This is a genomic window from Rossellomorea sp. KS-H15a (assembly GCF_024195245.1).
Classification (GTDB): domain Bacteria; phylum Bacillota; class Bacilli; order Bacillales; family Bacillaceae_B; genus Rossellomorea; species Rossellomorea vietnamensis.
Genome location: NZ_CP096886.1, coordinates 3420371 through 3439319, shown reverse-complemented (window position 1 = coordinate 3439319; position 18949 = coordinate 3420371). Strand labels below are relative to the sequence as shown.

The window sequence follows — 18949 nt, the reverse complement described above, 5'->3', positions numbered from 1 at the left end:
TCTAACTATTTTATTACAAAATGATAACAGCCCATTTTCTTTTATGAAAATTGTAGTAAAATGAATGTGTAAGGGTTAAAAGGAGAGTTAAATCAATGAATGCAGAACAATTGATACAAGAAGCTAAACTAGCGAGGGAAAAAGCATACGTACCCTATAGTAAATTCAAGGTGGGAGCGGCTCTTCTGTCAAAGGACGGTAAGGTCTATCACGGTTGCAATATTGAAAATGCAGCGTACAGCATGTGTAACTGTGCTGAACGGACTGCTTTATTCAAGGCGTACTCAGAAGGCGATACAGACTATTCGATGATTGCGGTTGTGGCAGACACGGCAAGACCTGTTCCACCTTGTGGAGCATGCCGGCAGGTCATTTCAGAACTTTGTCCGAAAGAAATGAAAGTCGTATTGACGAACCTGAAGGGCGATGTAGAAGAATTAACCGTAGCAGAACTATTACCAGGAGCTTTTTCACCGGAGGATCTAAATGAGTAATCATATCAGTAACACAGAATACAAATCAGGCTTTATCTCCATCATTGGAAGACCTAACGTCGGGAAATCCACTTTCCTGAACCGGGTCATCGGTCAAAAGATCGCCATTATGAGTGATAAGCCCCAGACGACACGCAACAAAGTTCAAGGAGTATACACGACCGATGATGCCCAGATGATATTCATCGACACTCCTGGAATACACAAACCGAAACATAAACTGGGAGACTTCATGATGAAGATTGCTCAGAACACTTTAAAAGAAGTGGACGTCATATTGTTCATGGTGAACGTCGAAGAAGGATTGGGAAAAGGAGATCACTTCATCATAGAGAAGCTGAAAGGTGTAAAAACACCGGTCTACCTCATCCTTAATAAGATCGACCAGATCCATCCAGATGCCTTACTGCCAATGATTCAACAATACAATGACCTGTTCCCGTTTGCAGCGACTGTCCCGATCTCAGCACTCGAAGGGAACAACGTGGACCAGCTGCTTCAGCTACTGAAGGATCAATTACCGGAAGGGCCTCAATTCTATCCTGCAGATCAGATTACCGATCATCCAGAACGTTTTATCGTATCTGAACTGATCAGGGAAAAGGTCCTGCACCTGACACGGGAAGAGATTCCGCATAGTATAGCGGTCGTGATCGACAAGATGGAGAGGAAAGAAGAGAAGGAGCTCATCGACGTCATCGCCACCATCATTGTAGAGAGAGATTCCCAGAAGGGGATTGTCATCGGCAAACAGGGTTCCATGCTCAAAGAAGTCGGAAAGCGCTCGCGGGTGGATATTGAGAACCTGTTGGGATCAAAGGTCTACCTCGAACTATGGGTGAAAGTACAGAAGGATTGGCGTAACCGATCTGCAAACCTCCGTGACTTTGGGTTCAGCGACGACGAATATTGATAATTAACAATATTTAGGCCACATGTTTTAGAGAGAAAATGCTCATTCTAATCACAAGAAAGCTTATGAAGTCTTGCTAGTTTAAATCCAGAAAGGTGGGTTTTTTATGTTAGACTTAACATGGAAATTTTTTTCGCAGACAGGAAGTATTGACACCTATCTCCTTTTCAAGGAGCTTGAAAAGGAGTCATTTGAGGATCCTTACAGCTTTGAAGAAGAAACAGCGGAAGTAGATTTTCCTTTAACGTGATAAGTGTGTCATCACCCGGGAAAGCAGAGATCGGGAGGTGGCTAAATGCTGCAGAAGTGTGAAGGAATTGTCATTCGAACGAATCATTACGGTGAGTCGAACAAAATTGTTACCATATATACACGGGAATTCGGAAAGATTGGATTGATGGCTAGAGGGGCAAAGAAACCTAATAGCCGTCTATCCGCCATTTCACAATTGTTTACATATGGTTATTTCCTTTTTATCAAAGGAAGCGGGCTGGGCACCCTTCAACAGGGAGAGATGGCAGAGTCCCTGAGGCATGTGAGGGAGGATCTGTTTAAGACGGCTTATGCCACTTATATCGTGGATCTCCTTGATAAAGCGACCGAGGACCGAAAGCCGAACCCCTTCCTGTTTGAGTTGCTTTACAAGACTCTTCACTACTTGAATGAAGACTATGACCCGGAAATCCTGATGCATATTTTTGAAATGAAGATGCTCCCTGTAATGGGGTTGTACCCTCACCTGAATGGATGTGCTGTATGTGGGGAGACCGATGGTGAATTTGCTTTTTCCTTTAAAGAAAATGGATTCATCTGTCATCGCTGTTTGGGTGAAGATCCACATCATTTACCGATCTCACAAAGCACTGTGAAGCTTCTCAGGGTATTTTACTATTTCGATCTCAATCGATTGGGAAATATATCGGTGAAAGATGAAACGAAACGTCAATTGAAGCGGGTAATCAGGACTTATTACGATGAAAACTCAGGTCTGACATTAAAATCCAGGAGGTTTCTGGACCAAATGGATAACCTTAAGGACTTATTCTAGTTACATAGATGCTGCTTGTGATATAGAAAGGCCCATTCACTTTTTGTGAATGGGCCTGATTTTTTATGGATATTAGAATTTAATTTTCTCTTGCAGGAACGATTTCACTTCACTGATTGGCATTCTAACTTGATCCATTGTGTCACGGTCACGTACGGTTACTTGACCGTCTTCTACGGAGTCAAAGTCAAATGTGATGCAGAATGGTGTACCGATTTCGTCCTGGCGGCGGTAACGTTTCCCGATGGATGCCGTTTCGTCGAAGTCGATCATAAGGTCCTGTGACAGCTCTTCATACACCTTGAATGCATCGTCAGAGAGCTTTTTCGAAAGTGGCAGGACAGCCGCTTTGAACGGAGCCAGTGCCGGGTGAAAACGTAAGACGGTACGTGAATCGTTTTCGAGTTCTTCTTCTTCGAACGCATCACATAGGAATGCAAGGGTTACCCTGTCAGCCCCAAGGGAAGGCTCGATGCAGTATGGTACATATTTTTCATTCGTTTGTGGATCCATGTAGTGGAAGTCCTCATTTGAATGTTCCATGTGACGCTTCAGGTCGAAGTCTGTACGATCTGCCACACCCCAAAGCTCACCCCAGCCAAACGGGAATTTGTATTCGATATCCGTAGTCGCGTTGCTGTAATGGGATAATTCATCCTGATCATGGTCACGGAGTCTCATATTGTCTTCGCTCATTCCAAGATTCAGTAACCAGTTTTTACAGAATTCGCGCCAGTACGAGAACCACTCTAGGTCTTCACCAGGTTTGCAGAAGAATTCCAGTTCCATCTGTTCGAATTCACGGGTTCTGAATGTGAAGTTACCTGGAGTGATTTCGTTTCGGAAACTTTTACCCACTTGCGCAATACCAAATGGCATCTTCTTACGCATGGATCGTTGAACGTTCTTGAAGTTTACAAAGATCCCCTGTGCTGTTTCTGGACGTAAATAAATTTCATTTGTAGAAGATTCTGTTACTCCCTGATGAGTTTTGAACATAAGATCAAATTGGCGGATATCCGTGAAATCGTGGCTTCCGCAATCTGGGCATGCAATGTCATGCTCTTTGATGATTTCTTCCATTTTCTCGAATGAAAGGCCGTCGACGATCATCTCGATCCCTTTTGCTTCCAGGGCGTTTTCGATGATTTTATCTGCACGATGACGTGTTTTACATTGCTTACAGTCGATCATCGGGTCATTGAAGTTTCCAACGTGTCCGGAAGCTACCCATGTTTGCGGATTCATCAGGATACTTGCATCAAGGCCCACATTGTAAGGGGACTCCTGTACGAATTTTTTCCACCAGGCTTTTTTGATATTGTTTTTCAGCTCTACACCAAGCGGACCGTAATCCCATGTGTTGGCAAGTCCTCCGTAAATTTCAGAACCTGGGAAGACAAACCCCCTGTGCTTTGCTAAGTTGACTACTTGTTCCATTGACATATAAGTCACTCCTTTTCATCATTTATGTAAATAAAAAAGCTCGTCCTTAGGCGCTTGAGGCCTAGGGACGAGCTTGTTACTCGCGGTTCCACCCTAGTTGATATACGTGAAGGTATACCCACTTTTAAACGGTAAATAGCTCCGGATTGCCGTTTCCATGCCTTCTGGGCTTTCACCGTCCCCAGTCGCTTATCGTTTAGCAAGGATTATTGATCCATCATAGCCTTATTGGTTATAAGATGATGACATTTTATCATGATAAAGAAATAAAAACAACTAATGATTGAGAGAAGAGAAAAGATTTGAAGTTTCGTTCAAAAGAAGATACTCTTTGTAAAGTGAAATTTAGCTATAGGTTGTCACAAATGGATGATAATATGCTCTTTTCATTTTGGGTGAATAGTATATAATATTTAATATAAAGTATAACATAAATCGTTGGACCGTTAGGTGGTGAGTAACAATCGAACTTAATAAGCGTCAAGAACATATTCTGCAAATAGTGAAAGACAATGGCCCTATCACTGGTGAACAGATTGCGGATCAATTAAATTTAACCAGGGCGACTCTCAGACCCGACCTTGCCATCCTGACCATGGCAGGTTACCTGGATGCCCGTCCGAGGGTAGGGTATTTCTATACAGGGAAAACAGGGACACAGCTGCTGACGGAGAACCTGAACAAAATATTCGTCAAGGATTATCAATCGATTCCAGTTGTCGTGAATGAGAATGTTTCCGTGTATGATGCTATCGTAACGATGTTTCTGGAAGATGTGGGAACATTGTTTGTCGTGGACGCCAATACATACCTGGTGGGTGTCCTGTCCCGTAAAGATCTTTTGAGAGCGAGTATCGGAAAGCAGGAACTCAGTACGTTGCCGGTGAATATTATTATGACAAGGATGCCCAATATCACGGTTTGTGAAAAGGATGACCAGCTGATCGGAGTGGCGAAGGACTTGATTCATAAGCAAATTGACTCTGTCCCTGTCATCAAAAAGACCGAAAAGGGTGATTTAGAAGTCATAGGCAGGATTACGAAGACCAATATAACTAAAGCATTTGTTGCGTTGGCAGATGAATATTAGAAGGTGGTGAACGATCGTGAAAGAACCGATCATCTATGTTGTATCCGACTCGGTGGGTGAGACTGCTGAATTAGTCACAAAAGCGGCGATTAGCCAATTCAATGGTTCCAATACGGTCATCAAGCGCTTTCCGTATATAGAGGACACCGAACATATCGATGAAGTGATTTCCTTGGCGAAGCTCAATCAGGGGTTGATTGTGTACACCCTTGTAAAGCCGGATATGCGTGCGTACATTAAAGAACAATCTGAAAAGGAAGAGCTCTATGCATTTGATATCATCGGTCCATTAATGGACAAATTTCAATCTTCCTACCAGAGGGAACCGCTGTTTGAACCAGGGACTGTCAGGAAGCTTGATGACGACTACTTCAAGAAGGTGGAAGCCATTGAATTTGCCGTCAAATATGATGATGGGCGTGACCCCCGGGGCATACTCAGGGCGGATATAGTGCTTGTAGGAGTGTCCAGGACGTCAAAAACGCCTCTGTCGCAATACCTTGCGCTGAAGAGGATCAAAGTGGCGAATGTTCCACTTGTACCGGAAGTAGATCCCCCGGAGGAACTATTCATGGTTTCACCGAAGAAATGCTTCGGATTAAAAATCAGCCCTGAAAAGCTGAATACGATCCGCAGGGAAAGATTGAAATCTCTCGGATTGAACGATCAGGCGAGCTACGCCAATATTAAACGTATAGAAGACGAACTGACGTATTTCGAAAAAATAACGGACCGCATCGGCTGTCACGTCATCGATGTTACCAACAAAGCTGTCGAAGAAACAGCCAATGTCATTACGAATATTTACCAAAACAGCCACGAATGATCGGCGGTCATCATGTTGACCGTGTACATAAAAAGATGATTCCCCCTGGAAAATGGGGGAATCATCTTTTATTTAGGCCGTTTACACACACTAGAACTATTTAATCGATATCATCTGCACCGAGAGAATGATGGGGTGGTTTTGATAATCTCTATAGTTTTAGTGAAAACTTATCCTTCAAAGTTGATTGGAGCGGAAGGTGCTCGACTCCTGCGGGAAACGCTGGACAGGTGAGACCCCGCAGGGCAAAGCCCGAGGAGGCTCACCGCCAGCCCCGCGGAAAGCGAGCACCTGAAGCGGAAATCAACCAGCACTCGCTTCTTTATGTTTGATGAAATTCAAACATAAAGAAAAACCTAAAGGAATTAAGTTTTTATAGTGGTCAAACTTGTCCGATTATACTATAATAAAAAATTGTGATAAAAATATTTAAAATAGGTTTAGACTAAACTCTTAAGGAATAAACTAATTATTGTGATATGTCAAGTCTCGTCTGAATTAAAATTCGACAATTTTAATCAAATCTCTGGGAAAGTTCTAAAAAGAGAGAAGGATAATACGGAGTGATGTAGAATAGTTAGTATTAGCGAACATAACCCTACCGTATATGTAGACGCGGATGCTTGCCCGGTAAAACAGGAAATCATTAAAATAACAAGAGGGTATGGCTTTAAAATCATTTTTGTTGCTTCCCATGCCCACAGGAAGAACACACCTGATGAAGGTGAATGGGTGTATGTGGATAGTTCGAAAGAAGCGGCAGACTTATACATCATGAATCATGTAAAGGCAGGAGATGTTTTGGTCACACAGGACATAGGGCTTGCAAGTCTGGTATTACCGAAAAAAGTTTATGCCATCTCTCCCAGGGGAAAAGCCTACAGGGAAGAGAGTATTGTCACGGCACTCGATTATCGGTATGTCGCTGCCAAAGAACGCAGGAGAGGCAACTATGGAAAAGGTCCCAAGCCTTTTACAAATGAAGACAGAGAAACATTTTGTACGTCCTTCGATAAAATCTTGTCGGAAATTGCAGGAGAATCGCAATAAGTACAGAATGGATTAAGAGGGTAAATAAAAACAGGTGATAGAGTATGTCTGAAAGAATCCCTGAAGATAAGTTAAATAAAATTTTATCGTCAACCGATATCGTCGATGTTGTCAGTGATTATGTACAACTGAAAAAGCAGGGCAGAAATTATTTTGGTTTATGTCCGTTCCATGGAGAAAACACTCCATCTTTTTCTGTTTCTCCCGACAAACAAATTTTTCATTGCTTTGGATGTGGTGCAGGAGGAAACGCATTTACGTTTCTCATGGATGTAGACGGCCTTAGCTTTCTCGAAGCGGCTCAGAAGCTCGGAGCAAGAGTCGGCGAAGAAATTTCCATCCAAACACCTTCATCGGATCAACCGCTTCCTCCTCAAGAGGATGAGAAGCAAATGTTGGAAGCTCACAGTTTATTAAGTAAATTTTACCATCATCTCCTTCTAAATACAAAGGAAGGTCAGGAAGCACTGGAATATCTGCTTGCAAGGGGCTTTACAACGGAAAGCATCACGAAATTCCAGATTGGATGGTCACTCCCAAGTTGGGATTTCACGGTCAAGTTCCTGGAGAAGAGGGGTTACTCCCTTGAACTGATGGAAGCCGCGGGGTTACTCGTCAGAAGGGAAAAAGACGATTCCTTCCTCGATCGCTTCAGGGGAAGAATCATGTTCCCCATTGTGGATACAAAAGGAAATACCGTCGCATTTTCAGGCAGGACGATCGATGCGGATGATCAGCCGAAATACTTAAACAGCCCTGAAACGAAGATCTTTAATAAAAGCAGCATCCTTTATCATTATCATGATGCACGATCCATGATAAGAAGAAAGCAGCAGGCGATATTATTTGAGGGATTCGCAGATGTTATTTCAGCGAGCGAAGCCGGTGTTGAAAACGGGGTAGCCACCATGGGTACTTCGTTGACGGAACAGCAAATAGGCCTGTTAAAGCGATTAACGGATTCCATCATCATTTGTTACGATGGTGATTCTGCCGGAGTGGAAGCCGCATTCAGAGCCGGAAAGCTTCTTCATAAGCATGGGTTGGACATACGCGTAGCGGTGATGCCCGAACAATTAGACCCTGATGACTACATTGCCAAATATGGTTCAGAACGATTCCAACAGGATGTAATAGGGGCAAGTTTAACGTTAATGGCGTTTAAGCTTCGGTATTATAAACTGAATAAAAACTTAAATGATGAAGGAGATCGCCTTAAGTATATAGAAGACATACTAAAGGAAATTACTCAATTAAGTAAAGCGGTTGAAAAGGATTATTATGTAAGATACTTGGCTGATGAGTTCGAACTATCGTTAGAGGCTCTTCAACAACAGCTATCTGAATTGCAAGGGCCGGAAAACCGCGTTCCTAAACCGCCTAAACAGGTCGGTATGCAAGGGAATTTCAAACAATCCACCCAGTCCAGGCTCTTGCCTGCATATCAAACCGCTGAGCGAAGGTTGATTGCTTACATGCTGAAGGATCCGAATACTGCTTATAAGATTCAGGAGTGGCTTGCAGGCACGAACCTCAATATTGATGAGCATCAAGCTATTATTACTTATTTATTGGGTTATTACGAAGAAGGTCTGCCTCCAAGTGCCAGTTCGTTTATCGGGTACCTTCCCGATGAAAGGCTCAGAAGGATCGTGACGGAAATCGAAATGATGTCCATAAGCGAAGAAAGTACGGATCAGGAATTGACAGATTACGTAAACCAGGTGTTAAAACATCAAAAGATGTTGAGAATAAAAGAAAAAGAAGTGGAAAGAAAAGAAGCGGAAAGACTAAAGGATTATAGGCAGGAAGCACAAATAGCAATGGAAATCTTACAGCTGCGTAAGTCTCTATAAAGTTTTGTAAGGAAGTTGGAAGGAGGGGAACAAATGGCTGAAAAGTCAGCGCGTTCCAAACAAATAGCGTCAGAATTAACAGTTGATCAGGTGAAAGAATTTTTAGTAAACCAAGGTAAGAAAAGAGGAGTCCTCACATACGAAGATATTGCAGATAAATTATCCGGCTTCGAATTGGATTCCGATCAAATGGATGAATTCTATGAACACTTAGGTGAGCAGGGTGTAGAAATCGTTAATGAAAGTGACGAAGATGATGATCCAGGTGCCACGGAGTTAGAGAAGGAAGAGGAAGAAGAATTTAATCTAAATGATTTAAGCGTTCCTCCCGGGGTTAAGATAAATGATCCTGTACGTATGTACCTGAAAGAAATTGGGAGAGTCGATTTACTTTCTGCAGAGGAAGAGATCAATCTTGCCAAGCGAATTGAAGATGGTGATGAGGAAGCCAAGCGACGTCTGGCAGAAGCGAACCTGAGACTCGTTGTCAGTATCGCAAAACGCTATGTAGGCCGCGGGATGCTATTCTTGGATCTGATCCAGGAAGGTAACATGGGTCTGATTAAAGCAGTGGAAAAGTTTGATTACCGGAAAGGGTACAAATTCAGTACGTATGCGACTTGGTGGATTCGACAAGCCATCACCCGTGCCATCGCGGACCAGGCAAGAACGATACGTATCCCGGTTCATATGGTTGAGACCATTAATAAGCTGATTCGCGTACAAAGACAATTACTTCAAGATTTGGGTCGTGAACCTGCACCGGAAGAAATTGCTGAAGAAATGGATCTGACTCCTGAAAAGGTTCGTGAAATTCTTAAGATCGCTCAAGAACCTGTATCCCTTGAAACACCAATTGGTGAAGAAGACGATTCTCACCTTGGGGACTTCATCGAGGATGCAGAAGCTCAATCTCCTTCGGAACATGCAGCTTACGAATTGTTGAAAGAACAGCTTGAAGATGTCCTGGATACTCTTACAGACCGGGAAGAAAATGTTCTACGGTTACGTTTTGGTCTGGATGACGGCAGAACACGTACACTGGAAGAAGTGGGTAAAGTGTTTGGTGTTACCCGGGAACGTATTCGTCAAATCGAAGCGAAAGCCCTTCGGAAACTGCGCCATCCAAGCAGAAGCAAACGATTGAAAGACTTTTTGGAATAGAACCAACCTTTACTGCCTCTATCGTGCATAGAGGTGGTTTTTTTTGTCCAAATTAAAGGGTTTCCCCTGATCGTTGCCGAATAGACTTAAAGGATGCAACTACAAAAGGTGTGACAAAGTGACCAGAATAAATAATTCAAAAAAAGAAACCATCATCCATGAAATCCTTCTTTGGAAGCAAACAAAGATGCTGCCTGAACAATACTGTGATTATCTTCTTGCATTATATACGGAAGGAACAGGAATCGATGACAGAGCAGCGGAATCTCAGAAAAAACACATCCTGAAAGATTTTCTGCTTTCCATTTCCTCGATAATAATTTCATTATTTGTCATTTATTTTACTGAATTGTCAATCGTTTTGCAAACAGCGATTTTGGCAAGTTTTGTCGGATTATTAATGGGTGTAGGAATTTATTATACTAAGAAACAATTCTCTCCGTTACTTCTCTTTGCGTCAGCTGCCAGCATCCTCCTTCTTTCATCTATGGAACTGACGGAAAGGATCTTTGAAGGGCACTCTTTGCCATTATACGTAACCTTATTCCTGAACTGTTTTATATGGATTGGTGCAGGGATGAAATGGAAGATGAATTATTTCACGCTGGCGGGTTCGGTAGGATCGATCCTTGTAGGAATTTATATATTACTATAACTTCTGAAAATTTAAAAGTTTTTTAAAGTTGAGAAAATTCATGATTCCCTCTTATAATAGGAATGAGAGCGTATTCATAGAGTCGAATGACTATGCTTGAAAGCGCTTTATATACTGTAGAAGTCTGTGGCTTTCAGTCATCAAAGTTAGACAAGGGGGATAAAGATGAATTTCGACTTAACACAAGAGCAAGCAATGATTAAGAAAACGATCAGGGAATTCGCTGAAGAAGAAGTAGCACCTTGTGCGTTGGATCGTGACCGCACAAAGGAATTTCCTAAAGAAATTTTCAAGAAACTTTCTGACCTGGGGATGATGGGGCTTCCCTTTCCGGAAGAATATGGTGGTTCAGGAGCGGATACAGTAAGCTTTGCCATCGTTACAGAAGAGCTCAGCCGTGCATGTGCCTCTACAGGGATCACGTACTCTGCCCATATTTCACTGGGCGGTGCTCCGATCAATTTATTTGGTACACATGAACAGAAACAGGAATACTTAACGCCGATTTGTACAGGGGAATCATTTGGAGCTTTCGGCCTGACTGAACCCAATGCCGGTTCAGATGCGGGGGGGACCCAGACCACTGCTGAAGATAAAGGGGATAAATGGGTCATCAATGGGAATAAGTGTTACATCACCAATGCAAGTTACGCGAATCATCTCGCGTTAACGGCGATCACAGGCAGGAACAACGGGAATAAAGAGATCAGTGCCATCATCGCACCCACAAAAGCCAAAGGATTTACGGTCATTGATAATTATGAAAAAATGGGGCTTCATTCCTCCAATACAACTGAGCTGGTCCTTGAGGACGTGGAAGTCCCTAAGGAAAACCTGTTAGGGAAGCAGGGGGAAGGATTCAAGCAGTTCCTTGTCACCCTTGACGGGGGCAGGATCGGAATCGGGGCAATGGCTGTCGGGGTGGCTCAGGCTGCTTTTGACAAGGCTCTTCAATATTCGAAAGAGAGAAAGCAGTTCGGTAAAACGTTATCTCAATTTCAGGTCACTCAATTTAAGCTGGCTGACATGGCAATGAAGATCGAGCTCGCAAGGAACATGGTTCATAAAGCAGCATGGCTGAAGGATCAGGGAAGACCATTTTCCAAAGAGGCGTCAATGTGTAAGCTGTACGCGTCGGAGATCAGTATGGAAGTGGCCGACGAAGCCATTCAGATCCATGGCGGATACGGTTACATGAAAGAATACCATGTTGAGCGCTACTTGCGTGACGCGAAACTCCTTGAAATCGGAGAAGGGACATCAGAGGTACAGAGAATGGTGATTTCAAGGTTGATCGGCTGCCAATAGGGGCTAGATCATCTAGAAGGGTAAATGAGCTCTATCGGTCCACTGGGGGCAGATAGAGCTCATCTGTTTTCATGCCTAAGGGGTAAATGAGAAGAAACGGAAGATGAAAAACAGGAAAAAAGAAGGAAATGTGTCTAATTTGTGAGAAAGATGGAAAAGTTAATTGATAGTACTTTTACTTTGTCGGTTTTTACAGTAAAATAAAAAGTGTTGAAAAGAGCACTATTTTTTGGATGTTGTACATAAAGGAGGTTAAAATCATGAATCGTAATCCAATTATTCCATTCGTACTTATTGCGGCTCTTGGAATTGGTCTTGTTTTCTTCTTATCGATTGAAGGCCTAAACAATGCCGATGAAAAAGCGAAGGAAGAAAAGCATGGTGAGACTGCTGGTAAAGAAGAAGCTTCAAGCGGTGAATTCGATCCGGAAGCTAAGTACAAGGAGTCTTGTGTATCTTGTCATGGTGGGAACTATGAAGGTGGCGCGGGTCCTGCTCTTAAAGGGACGAAGCTGTCAAAAGACGAGATCAAAGATAGAATTAAAAATGGTGGAGGCATCATGCCGGCCGGTCTTGTAGCAGATGAAAATCTTGATGCAATGGCAGACTGGATCAAATCACTAAAATAATGAATGGTTGAAAAAGGTTCTTTGTCTTTGGGCAAAGGGCTTTTTTTATATGGAAAAGTTGGTTAGAATGAGTATCAGATAAGCAGGACCAATAATAATGAGTAAAGGTGAACGAATGAATATCCAACAATTATCAAAACGACTTGAAACCGTTGTTTCATACATACCAGAACAATCAAAAATTGCCGATATCGGTTCAGATCATGCCTACCTTCCTTGCTATGCAGTCAATAAAGGAATCGCTTCTTCAGCGATTGCCGGTGAGGTGGTAAAGGGCCCATATCTTTCTGCGAAAAAACAAGTGGAAGATGCCGGACTTACACGGGAAGTTGAAGTTAGGTTAGGCAATGGCCTGGAAGTCATTTCACCCGGTGAAGTCAATTGTATTACGATTGCGGGGATGGGTGGTGCATTGATCGCATCGATTTTGGAGGAAGGCAAGGAAAAGCTGACCGACGGACCGAGATTGATCCTCCAGCCCAATGTGAGTGCGAAATCGATCAGGACGTGGCTGATGGAAAATGGATGGGATCTCATCGGTGAGGAAATCCTTGAAGAAGATGATAAGCTATATGAAATTTTAATAGCAGAAAAAGGAGATCCAAACTCCCACTATTCCAAGGAAATTGAAAAAGAACTGCTGCTCGGACCGTTCTTGATGAAGAATCGAAATGGTGCCTTCATGAAAAAATGGAATCAGGAACTCCGACAATGGAAAAATATTGTGAAAAACATGGAAAAGGCAGAGAAGACCGAAGCGCTGGAAATACGTAAAAATGAGCTTCTGCACAAAATCAAGATGGTTGAGGAGGTCCTTATCTCATGAAAACAGTAAACGGCCATGAAATCATTCAGCTTTTTGAAGAGTTCTCACCGAAATATCTGGCTGAAAGCGGAGATCCCATCGGACTTCAAATCGGTAAGTTGAATGAAAAGGTCGAAAATGTCATGATCACACTGGACGTGCTGGAAAATGTCGTGGATGAAGCGATCAAGAATAATGTCAAATTGATCATTGCCCATCATCCGCCATTATTTCGTCCACTGAAATCTTTGCAAACAGATTCCTACCAGGGAAGAATGATTGAAAAGCTGATCAAACATGATATTAGCGTATATGCTGCCCATACCAATCTGGATGTGGCGGTAGGCGGTGTGAATGATCTACTTGCTAGCAAGCTTCAGTTACAGGAGCCTTCTGTGCTTGTCCCTACCTATCAGGAAGAACTTCGCAAATTGGCGGTTTATGTGCCAAAAGAACATGCAGGGGAACTGAGGGAAGCTTTAGGAAAAGCCGGCGCCGGACATATCGGGAATTATTCTCATTGCAGCTTCTCCTCTGAAGGACAGGGAAGATTTCTGCCCGGGGAGGGAACCCATCCTCATATAGGAAAGCAAGGTGCACTTGAAGAGGTTTCAGAAGAAAAGGTGGAGACGGTTTATCCTGTTTCACTGGAGAAAAAAGTATTGAAAGCGATGTTCACCCACCATCCATATGAAGAGATTGCCTATGATATCTACTCCTTGGAAAACGGTTCTAAAGCCCTTGGACTCGGCAGGATCGGTTATTTGGCAGAGGAGATGAGCCTGAAGGACTTTGCCCTATTCGTGAAGAAAACATTAGGCATGGATGGAATCCGGTTGATAGGGGACGGGGACGCAAATGTGAAGAAAGTGGCAGTACTCGGCGGAGATGGAAATAAGTTCATCGGAAAAGCCAAGAGACAGGGTGCCGATGTGTTCGTTTCCGGTGATATCTATTATCATACGGCTCATGATGCCATGATGATGGGGCTCAATATTGTGGATGCAGGTCATCACATTGAAAAGGTGATGAAAGAGGGAGTAGCCGCTCATTTAGCCAAAAGATGCTCGGAAAAAGGGTTTATTGTCAATATATTCGCTTCGAAAGCAGAAACGAACCCATTTACGTATATGTAAAAAAAGAAAGGCCCCTTGCGATGGCAAGGGGCCTTTTGGCATTCTTATTTCGTTCCCATTTTCGCTTTCCGGACTTTAGGAAGTATCTTATTCAATGGAACATTGCGCTCTCTTGTCCATGTGGATTCGTCATTTGGATCAAAAGCCTCCAGGAATTTAATGACTTCCTTCACAATCGGTGTTGGAGTGGACGCACCGGCAGTGACAGCGACGACACCCGCATCTTTGATCCATTCGATATCGAGCTCGCTGATGTCTGAGATGCGGTGGGCAGGCGTACCTGCGATATCCATCGACACTTGTGCAAGGCGATTGGAGTTATTGCTCTTCGGATCGCCGACGACGATAAGGACATCGGCATCCCCTGCCTGCTCTGCCACTGCTTCCTGCCGTACTTGGGTAGCCAGGCAGATTTCTTTGTGCAGCTCGACATGAGGATACATTTCCTTCACTTTATCCATTGTATCGAGTACATCCCATTGACTCATGGTTGTTTGGTTCGTGACGATGATCTTATCGTTGTCGATAGATAGCTGTTCAACGTCGTCGGCTGTTTCGACGAGATGAACGATTTCGGGTGCGACACCGACTGCGCCCTCAGGCTCGGGATGCCCCTTTTTCCCGATATAAATCACATCATAGCCCTCAGCTTCTTTGGCCCGGATCAAGTCATGTGTCTTTGTGACGTCAGGACAGGTAGCATCAAGTGTGACTAATCCTTTTTGCTTGGCGATTTCTTTCACCTCAGGAGAGACTCCGTGGGCGGTGAAGATCACCGTTCCTTCATTCACCTGTTCAATGATTTCTTTTCTATTGCTGCCATCGAGGGTGATGATCCCGTCTTCTTCAAACGCATCCGTTACATGTTTGTTATGGACGATCATGCCCAGAATATAAATTGGACGAGGAAGCGATTTGTCTAATGCGGCGTTTCTTGCAATGACCATTGCATCTACCACACCATAACAATAGCCTCTCGGAGTAATCTTAATAATATCCATCTATAAATATCCTCCTACATGAGAGAGTCTTTTGTCTTCATTATAAAGGAGAAAGGTCCGTCTGACAAAGAGAACGAAGTAAAAGGCCATTTTCACATGAAAAAGTGATACATGTTTTTTGCTAATATACCAAAAAAATAATCCCTGTCAGGTGATGAAATACCTTTAGGGATGCGACATTTATATATAGAGTTTTGGTTTTGGATGTGATTTTGCCGGTGCCTTATCATCCCAATCTTCTTCATCATTGATTTTTACAGAAGGTTTCTTTTTCTTTTTTTTCTTTACAGGAATATCTGCTTCAGGAATTTCTTCACTTTCCACATTTTGAACCTCTGTCGATGGTTCATCAGGCGTATCAGCAGACATATCCTTAAACCCGCGGTACAGCTTCCACAGAGAAGGGATATTTTTGACCATCGGACCGTATTGTTGAAACATCGGACCCAATTGTTGGGCAGTCTGTAACATTTGTTGAGTGTTAGACAGAAAGGAATTGACATTGCCGGGATTCAAGAGGGTTTGCATGATTCCCCCAGCTGCCTGAGGTGATCGCTCAAATCCGGTTTCACCGCCAGAAGACCTCGTAAATTGTTCCAGAAGTCCGCCACCACCTGCATTTCGGTTTTCCCCTTTTTTCAGGAACTTTGACAGTAACCCTTTGCCTTGCCCTCTGCCTCTTCCGCTTCCTCTTTGATTCATTCCCATATTAAAGCCTTGATTAGGATTTTGCCTTCCAAATTGAAAAGGCGTTTGCTGTGTCTGTCCCAACCCCAAAGGATTCCTGCCAGACTGCTGCAATCCGAACCCGTTGCCTTGTCTTTGTCCCAATCCGAAAGTATTCATCCCAGGTTGCTGTAACCCGAATCCGTTCCCCTGGCGCTGTCTCATTCCGAAAGGATTTCTCATATCCTGACCCTGATTTCTCATTCTTCTAGGCGGCATAATGACAGCCTCCTTTCATTTCAATAAATTCGTTGTCACTATAGAGTATGCAACAGGTTAAAAAAGGGTATTGTGACAATATCATCTGAAATAATATCAAGTTGACCTAGATGTTTTGCTGAAAATTGATTATAATGGTTAGATGTTCTTTAAATATCACGCTTCTAAACGTTAAAATAAAATCACTGACAACTGAAAAGTGATCTGTACATTTTATATAAATCTGTGGTGATGATGTGAACGGCATAGACATCTATCCCGATGACAGCGTAAATAAAAGGATATGACGATAAAAGGAGATGTACTCAATGAAAAAGAATTTATTTCTGCAATTTGGATTTCAGTCTTTCATCAATGAAGCTGTAGAAGAACTGGGTTTCTATGAACCAACTGAAATTCAGAAAAAAATGATCCCTCTGATCTTAAAGGGACAAAGTGCGATCGGTCAGTCTCAGACGGGAACGGGGAAAACCCACTCGTATCTATTACCGATCATCGAAAAGGTGGATGCAGCTTCTGAGCAGGTACAAGCTGTCATCACTGCACCTACCCGTGAGTTGGCACAACAGATTTATCAGGAAGTACTTAAGATAACGAAAGATACAGAGATCGTTTCCCGTTGCTATATCGGGGGAACGGACAAACAGAGGACGATCGAGAAGTTAAAGCATCAGCCTCATATCGTTGTCGGTACGCCGGGACGGATCAATGACCTGGTCAAGGACCAGGCACTATTTGTCCATACAGCGAAGCTTCTTGTAATCGATGAAGCTGATTTGATGCTTGATATGGGATTCATTGAAGATGTGGATCAAATCGCTGCGAAGATGCCTGAAAAACTACAGATGTTGGTGTTTTCTGCCACGATCCCAGAGAAACTGAAGCCGTTCCTGAAGAAGTATATGGAAAATCCACAGTATGCCCATGTGGAACCGGAACAGCTGTCGGCAAAAAATATTGAACACGTGATCGTCCCTTTGAAAAGCCGTGATAAAACCAATATGCTTTACAATATTTTAGTGGAGATCAATCCTTATTTAGGGATTGTGTTCACCAACACGAAGCAAAAGGCAGATGAAGTAGCCGATGCCCTGATTGCCAAAGGACTGAAGGTCGGCCGTATTCACGGTGATCTTTCTCCACGTGAGCGTAAGAAAATGATGAAACAAATTAGAAACCTGGATTATCAATATATTGTGGCGACAGACCTTGCAGCAAGAGGGATCGATATCGAAGGGGTCAGTCATATCATCAACTATGAACTGCCTCAAGATCTGGATTTCTATGTTCATCGTTCAGGCCGTACAGCACGTGCCGGGAATAGCGGTATCGCCTTCACCATTTATACGCCTTCAGACGAAGATGCATTGAATCGCTTGGAGAAGCTTGGAATCAGCTTTTCACATAGGGATATTAAAAAAGGCGAATGGTCCGAGCTGCCTCCTTTGAACAAACGTAAGAACCGTCAAAAATCGAACGTCGATGAAATCGATGAAAAGGCGAAATCATTAGTCCGTAAACCGAAGTCGGTTAAACCGGGCTATAAGAAGAAAATGAAATACAAAATGGATCAAATCAAGAAGCGGGAAAGAAGAATAAAAAACAGAAACAAATAAGTGTTTGAACGTGATTCATTTGTACACATTCGATACAATAAAGAGAGATTTTCTTAGGAGTTGAGAAGAATGGTTAAGATTGGATCCCATGTTTCCATGAGTGGAAAGAATATGTTACTCGCTTCAAGTGAAGAAGCCGTTTCATATGGTGCGAATACCTTCATGATTTATACAGGTGCACCACAGAACACGAGAAGGAAAAAAATCGAAGACCTGAATATCGAAGCGGGTCTTGCTCATATGAAAGAAAATGGAATAGAGGACATCGTCGTGCATGCTCCTTATATCATTAACATAGGCAATACGACCAACCCGTCTACATTCGAGTTGGGTGTCAATTTCCTTCGATCTGAAATGGAACGCACTGAAGCGCTCGGTGCAGGGCAAATCGTGCTTCATCCCGGTGCTCATGTAGGGGCGGGGGCAGATAAAGGAATCGAGAAGATCATAGAAGGTCTGAATGAAGTATTGACTAAGGATCATAAAGTTCAGATCGCCTTGGAAACAATGGCTGGAAAAGGTTCCGAATGCGGTAGGTCATTTGAGGAATTAGCTCAAATCATCAATGGAGTAAAGTTGAATGATCGATTATCAGTCTGCTTTGACACCTGTCATACCCATGATGCAGGATATAATATTGTAGAAGATTTCGATGGTGTATTGGAGGAATTCGATAAAATCGTTGGAATCGATCGCTTAAAGGTGCTTCATATAAATGATAGCAAGAATGAACGGGGAGCCGCTAAGGACCGTCATGAAAACTTGGGCTTCGGTCATATTGGATTCAAGGCACTGAATTATATCGTGCATCATCCGCAGCTGGAGGCAGTTCCTAAGATTCTGGAAACTCCATATGTAGGGGAAGATAAGAAAAATAAAAAACCTCCTTACAAATTCGAAATTGACATGTTGCGTAATCAAACCTTTGATGAAGATGTTTTAACGAAAATAGTAAATCAGTAAAGAG

At 43.0% G+C, this 18949-nt stretch carries 19 protein-coding genes; 16 read left to right on the top strand and 3 right to left on the bottom strand.

Annotation, left to right across the window (positions count from 1 at the left end; translation table 11 throughout):
• Positions 1 to 95: 95 nt before the first annotated feature.
• From M1J35_RS17640 to recO, 4 genes are all read left to right on the top strand, one after another.
• Positions 96 to 494, top strand: coding sequence for a cytidine deaminase (locus tag M1J35_RS17640; protein ID WP_034757514.1), 399 nt, complete (start codon positions 96 to 98; stop codon positions 492 to 494).
• On the top strand, positions 487 to 1407 hold the full coding sequence (gene era, locus M1J35_RS17635) for a GTPase Era (RefSeq protein WP_254651829.1): 921 nt from the start codon (positions 487 to 489) through the stop codon (positions 1405 to 1407). Before M1J35_RS17640 ends, era begins: the two co-directional genes overlap by 8 nt.
• A 106-nt stretch (positions 1408 to 1513) precedes the next feature.
• Positions 1514 to 1657 carry a YqzL family protein gene (locus M1J35_RS17630; RefSeq protein ID WP_224519495.1) on the top strand — a complete coding sequence of 48 codons (144 nt, stop codon included), beginning with the start codon at positions 1514 to 1516 and terminating at the stop codon, positions 1655 to 1657.
• Positions 1658 to 1702: 45 nt separating this feature from the next.
• Positions 1703 to 2455, top strand: coding sequence for a DNA repair protein RecO (gene recO, locus M1J35_RS17625; RefSeq protein ID WP_159362247.1), 753 nt, complete (start codon positions 1703 to 1705; stop codon positions 2453 to 2455).
• Positions 2456 to 2527: 72 nt separating this feature from the next.
• Here the strand turns inward: recO and M1J35_RS17620 are convergent, their stop codons facing one another.
• Positions 2528 to 3901, bottom strand: a complete 1374-nt coding sequence (locus M1J35_RS17620; RefSeq protein WP_224519496.1) for a glycine--tRNA ligase — start codon at positions 3899 to 3901, stop codon at positions 2528 to 2530.
• Between the two features lie 463 nt (positions 3902 to 4364).
• Here M1J35_RS17620 and M1J35_RS17615 point away from each other — a divergent pair, with 463 nt between their 5' ends.
• The 10 genes from M1J35_RS17615 (at position 4365) to M1J35_RS17570 (ending at position 14420) form a co-directional block, all read left to right on the top strand.
• A complete protein-coding gene (locus M1J35_RS17615; RefSeq protein WP_061811336.1) occupies positions 4365 to 4991 on the top strand; it encodes a transcriptional regulator CcpN in 627 nt (208 codons plus the stop codon).
• Positions 4992 to 5004: 13 nt separating this feature from the next.
• Entirely contained in the window at positions 5005 to 5817 is an 813-nt protein-coding gene (locus tag M1J35_RS17610) for a pyruvate, water dikinase regulatory protein (RefSeq protein ID WP_224521050.1), read from the top strand.
• Between the two features lie 582 nt (positions 5818 to 6399).
• Positions 6400 to 6867: a YaiI/YqxD family protein gene (locus M1J35_RS17605; protein WP_224521051.1), complete on the top strand. Its 468-nt coding sequence runs from the start codon at positions 6400 to 6402 to the stop codon at positions 6865 to 6867.
• Positions 6868 to 6911: 44 nt separating this feature from the next.
• A complete protein-coding gene (gene dnaG, locus M1J35_RS17600; protein ID WP_224519497.1) occupies positions 6912 to 8723 on the top strand; it encodes a DNA primase in 1812 nt (603 codons plus the stop codon).
• Between the two features lie 33 nt (positions 8724 to 8756).
• The gene (gene rpoD / locus M1J35_RS17595; protein WP_034757535.1) at positions 8757 to 9887 is read left to right on the top strand and encodes an RNA polymerase sigma factor RpoD; all 1131 of its coding nucleotides are present in this window, start codon (positions 8757 to 8759) and stop codon (positions 9885 to 9887) included.
• Positions 9888 to 10005: 118 nt separating this feature from the next.
• Positions 10006 to 10542 (top strand): hypothetical protein, encoded by a 537-nt coding sequence (locus M1J35_RS17590; RefSeq protein WP_224519498.1) that lies wholly within the window; start codon positions 10006 to 10008, stop codon positions 10540 to 10542.
• A 165-nt stretch (positions 10543 to 10707) separates the two neighbouring features.
• Positions 10708 to 11850 carry an acyl-CoA dehydrogenase family protein gene (locus M1J35_RS17585; RefSeq protein WP_224519499.1) on the top strand — a complete coding sequence of 381 codons (1143 nt, stop codon included), beginning with the start codon at positions 10708 to 10710 and terminating at the stop codon, positions 11848 to 11850.
• Positions 11851 to 12110: 260 nt separating this feature from the next.
• On the top strand, positions 12111 to 12479 hold the full coding sequence (cccA, locus tag M1J35_RS17580) for a cytochrome c550 (protein WP_224519500.1): 369 nt from the start codon (positions 12111 to 12113) through the stop codon (positions 12477 to 12479).
• A 115-nt stretch (positions 12480 to 12594) separates the two neighbouring features.
• Positions 12595 to 13305: a tRNA (adenine(22)-N(1))-methyltransferase gene (locus M1J35_RS17575; RefSeq protein ID WP_254653789.1), complete on the top strand. Its 711-nt coding sequence runs from the start codon at positions 12595 to 12597 to the stop codon at positions 13303 to 13305.
• Positions 13302 to 14420, top strand: a complete 1119-nt coding sequence (locus tag M1J35_RS17570; RefSeq protein WP_224519501.1) for a Nif3-like dinuclear metal center hexameric protein — start codon at positions 13302 to 13304, stop codon at positions 14418 to 14420. The genes M1J35_RS17575 and M1J35_RS17570 overlap by 4 nt, the downstream gene beginning before the upstream one ends.
• Positions 14421 to 14464: 44 nt before the next feature.
• Here the strand turns inward: M1J35_RS17570 and M1J35_RS17565 are convergent, their stop codons facing one another.
• Positions 14465 to 15421, bottom strand: a complete 957-nt coding sequence (locus M1J35_RS17565; protein WP_061811249.1) for a 4-hydroxy-3-methylbut-2-enyl diphosphate reductase — start codon at positions 15419 to 15421, stop codon at positions 14465 to 14467.
• A gap of 180 nt (positions 15422 to 15601) precedes the next feature.
• Complete coding sequence (locus M1J35_RS17560) at positions 15602 to 16366, bottom strand: YqfQ family protein (protein ID WP_224519502.1); 765 nt, start codon at positions 16364 to 16366, stop codon at positions 15602 to 15604.
• Between the two features lie 308 nt (positions 16367 to 16674).
• Between M1J35_RS17560 and M1J35_RS17555 the strand changes: the two genes are divergently transcribed.
• Both M1J35_RS17555 and M1J35_RS17550 read left to right on the top strand, forming a co-directional pair.
• Positions 16675 to 17982, top strand: coding sequence for a DEAD/DEAH box helicase (locus M1J35_RS17555; protein WP_061811247.1), 1308 nt, complete (start codon positions 16675 to 16677; stop codon positions 17980 to 17982).
• A gap of 69 nt (positions 17983 to 18051) precedes the next feature.
• A complete protein-coding gene (locus tag M1J35_RS17550; protein ID WP_034757549.1) occupies positions 18052 to 18945 on the top strand; it encodes a deoxyribonuclease IV in 894 nt (297 codons plus the stop codon).
• Positions 18946 to 18949: the final 4 nt, after the last annotated feature.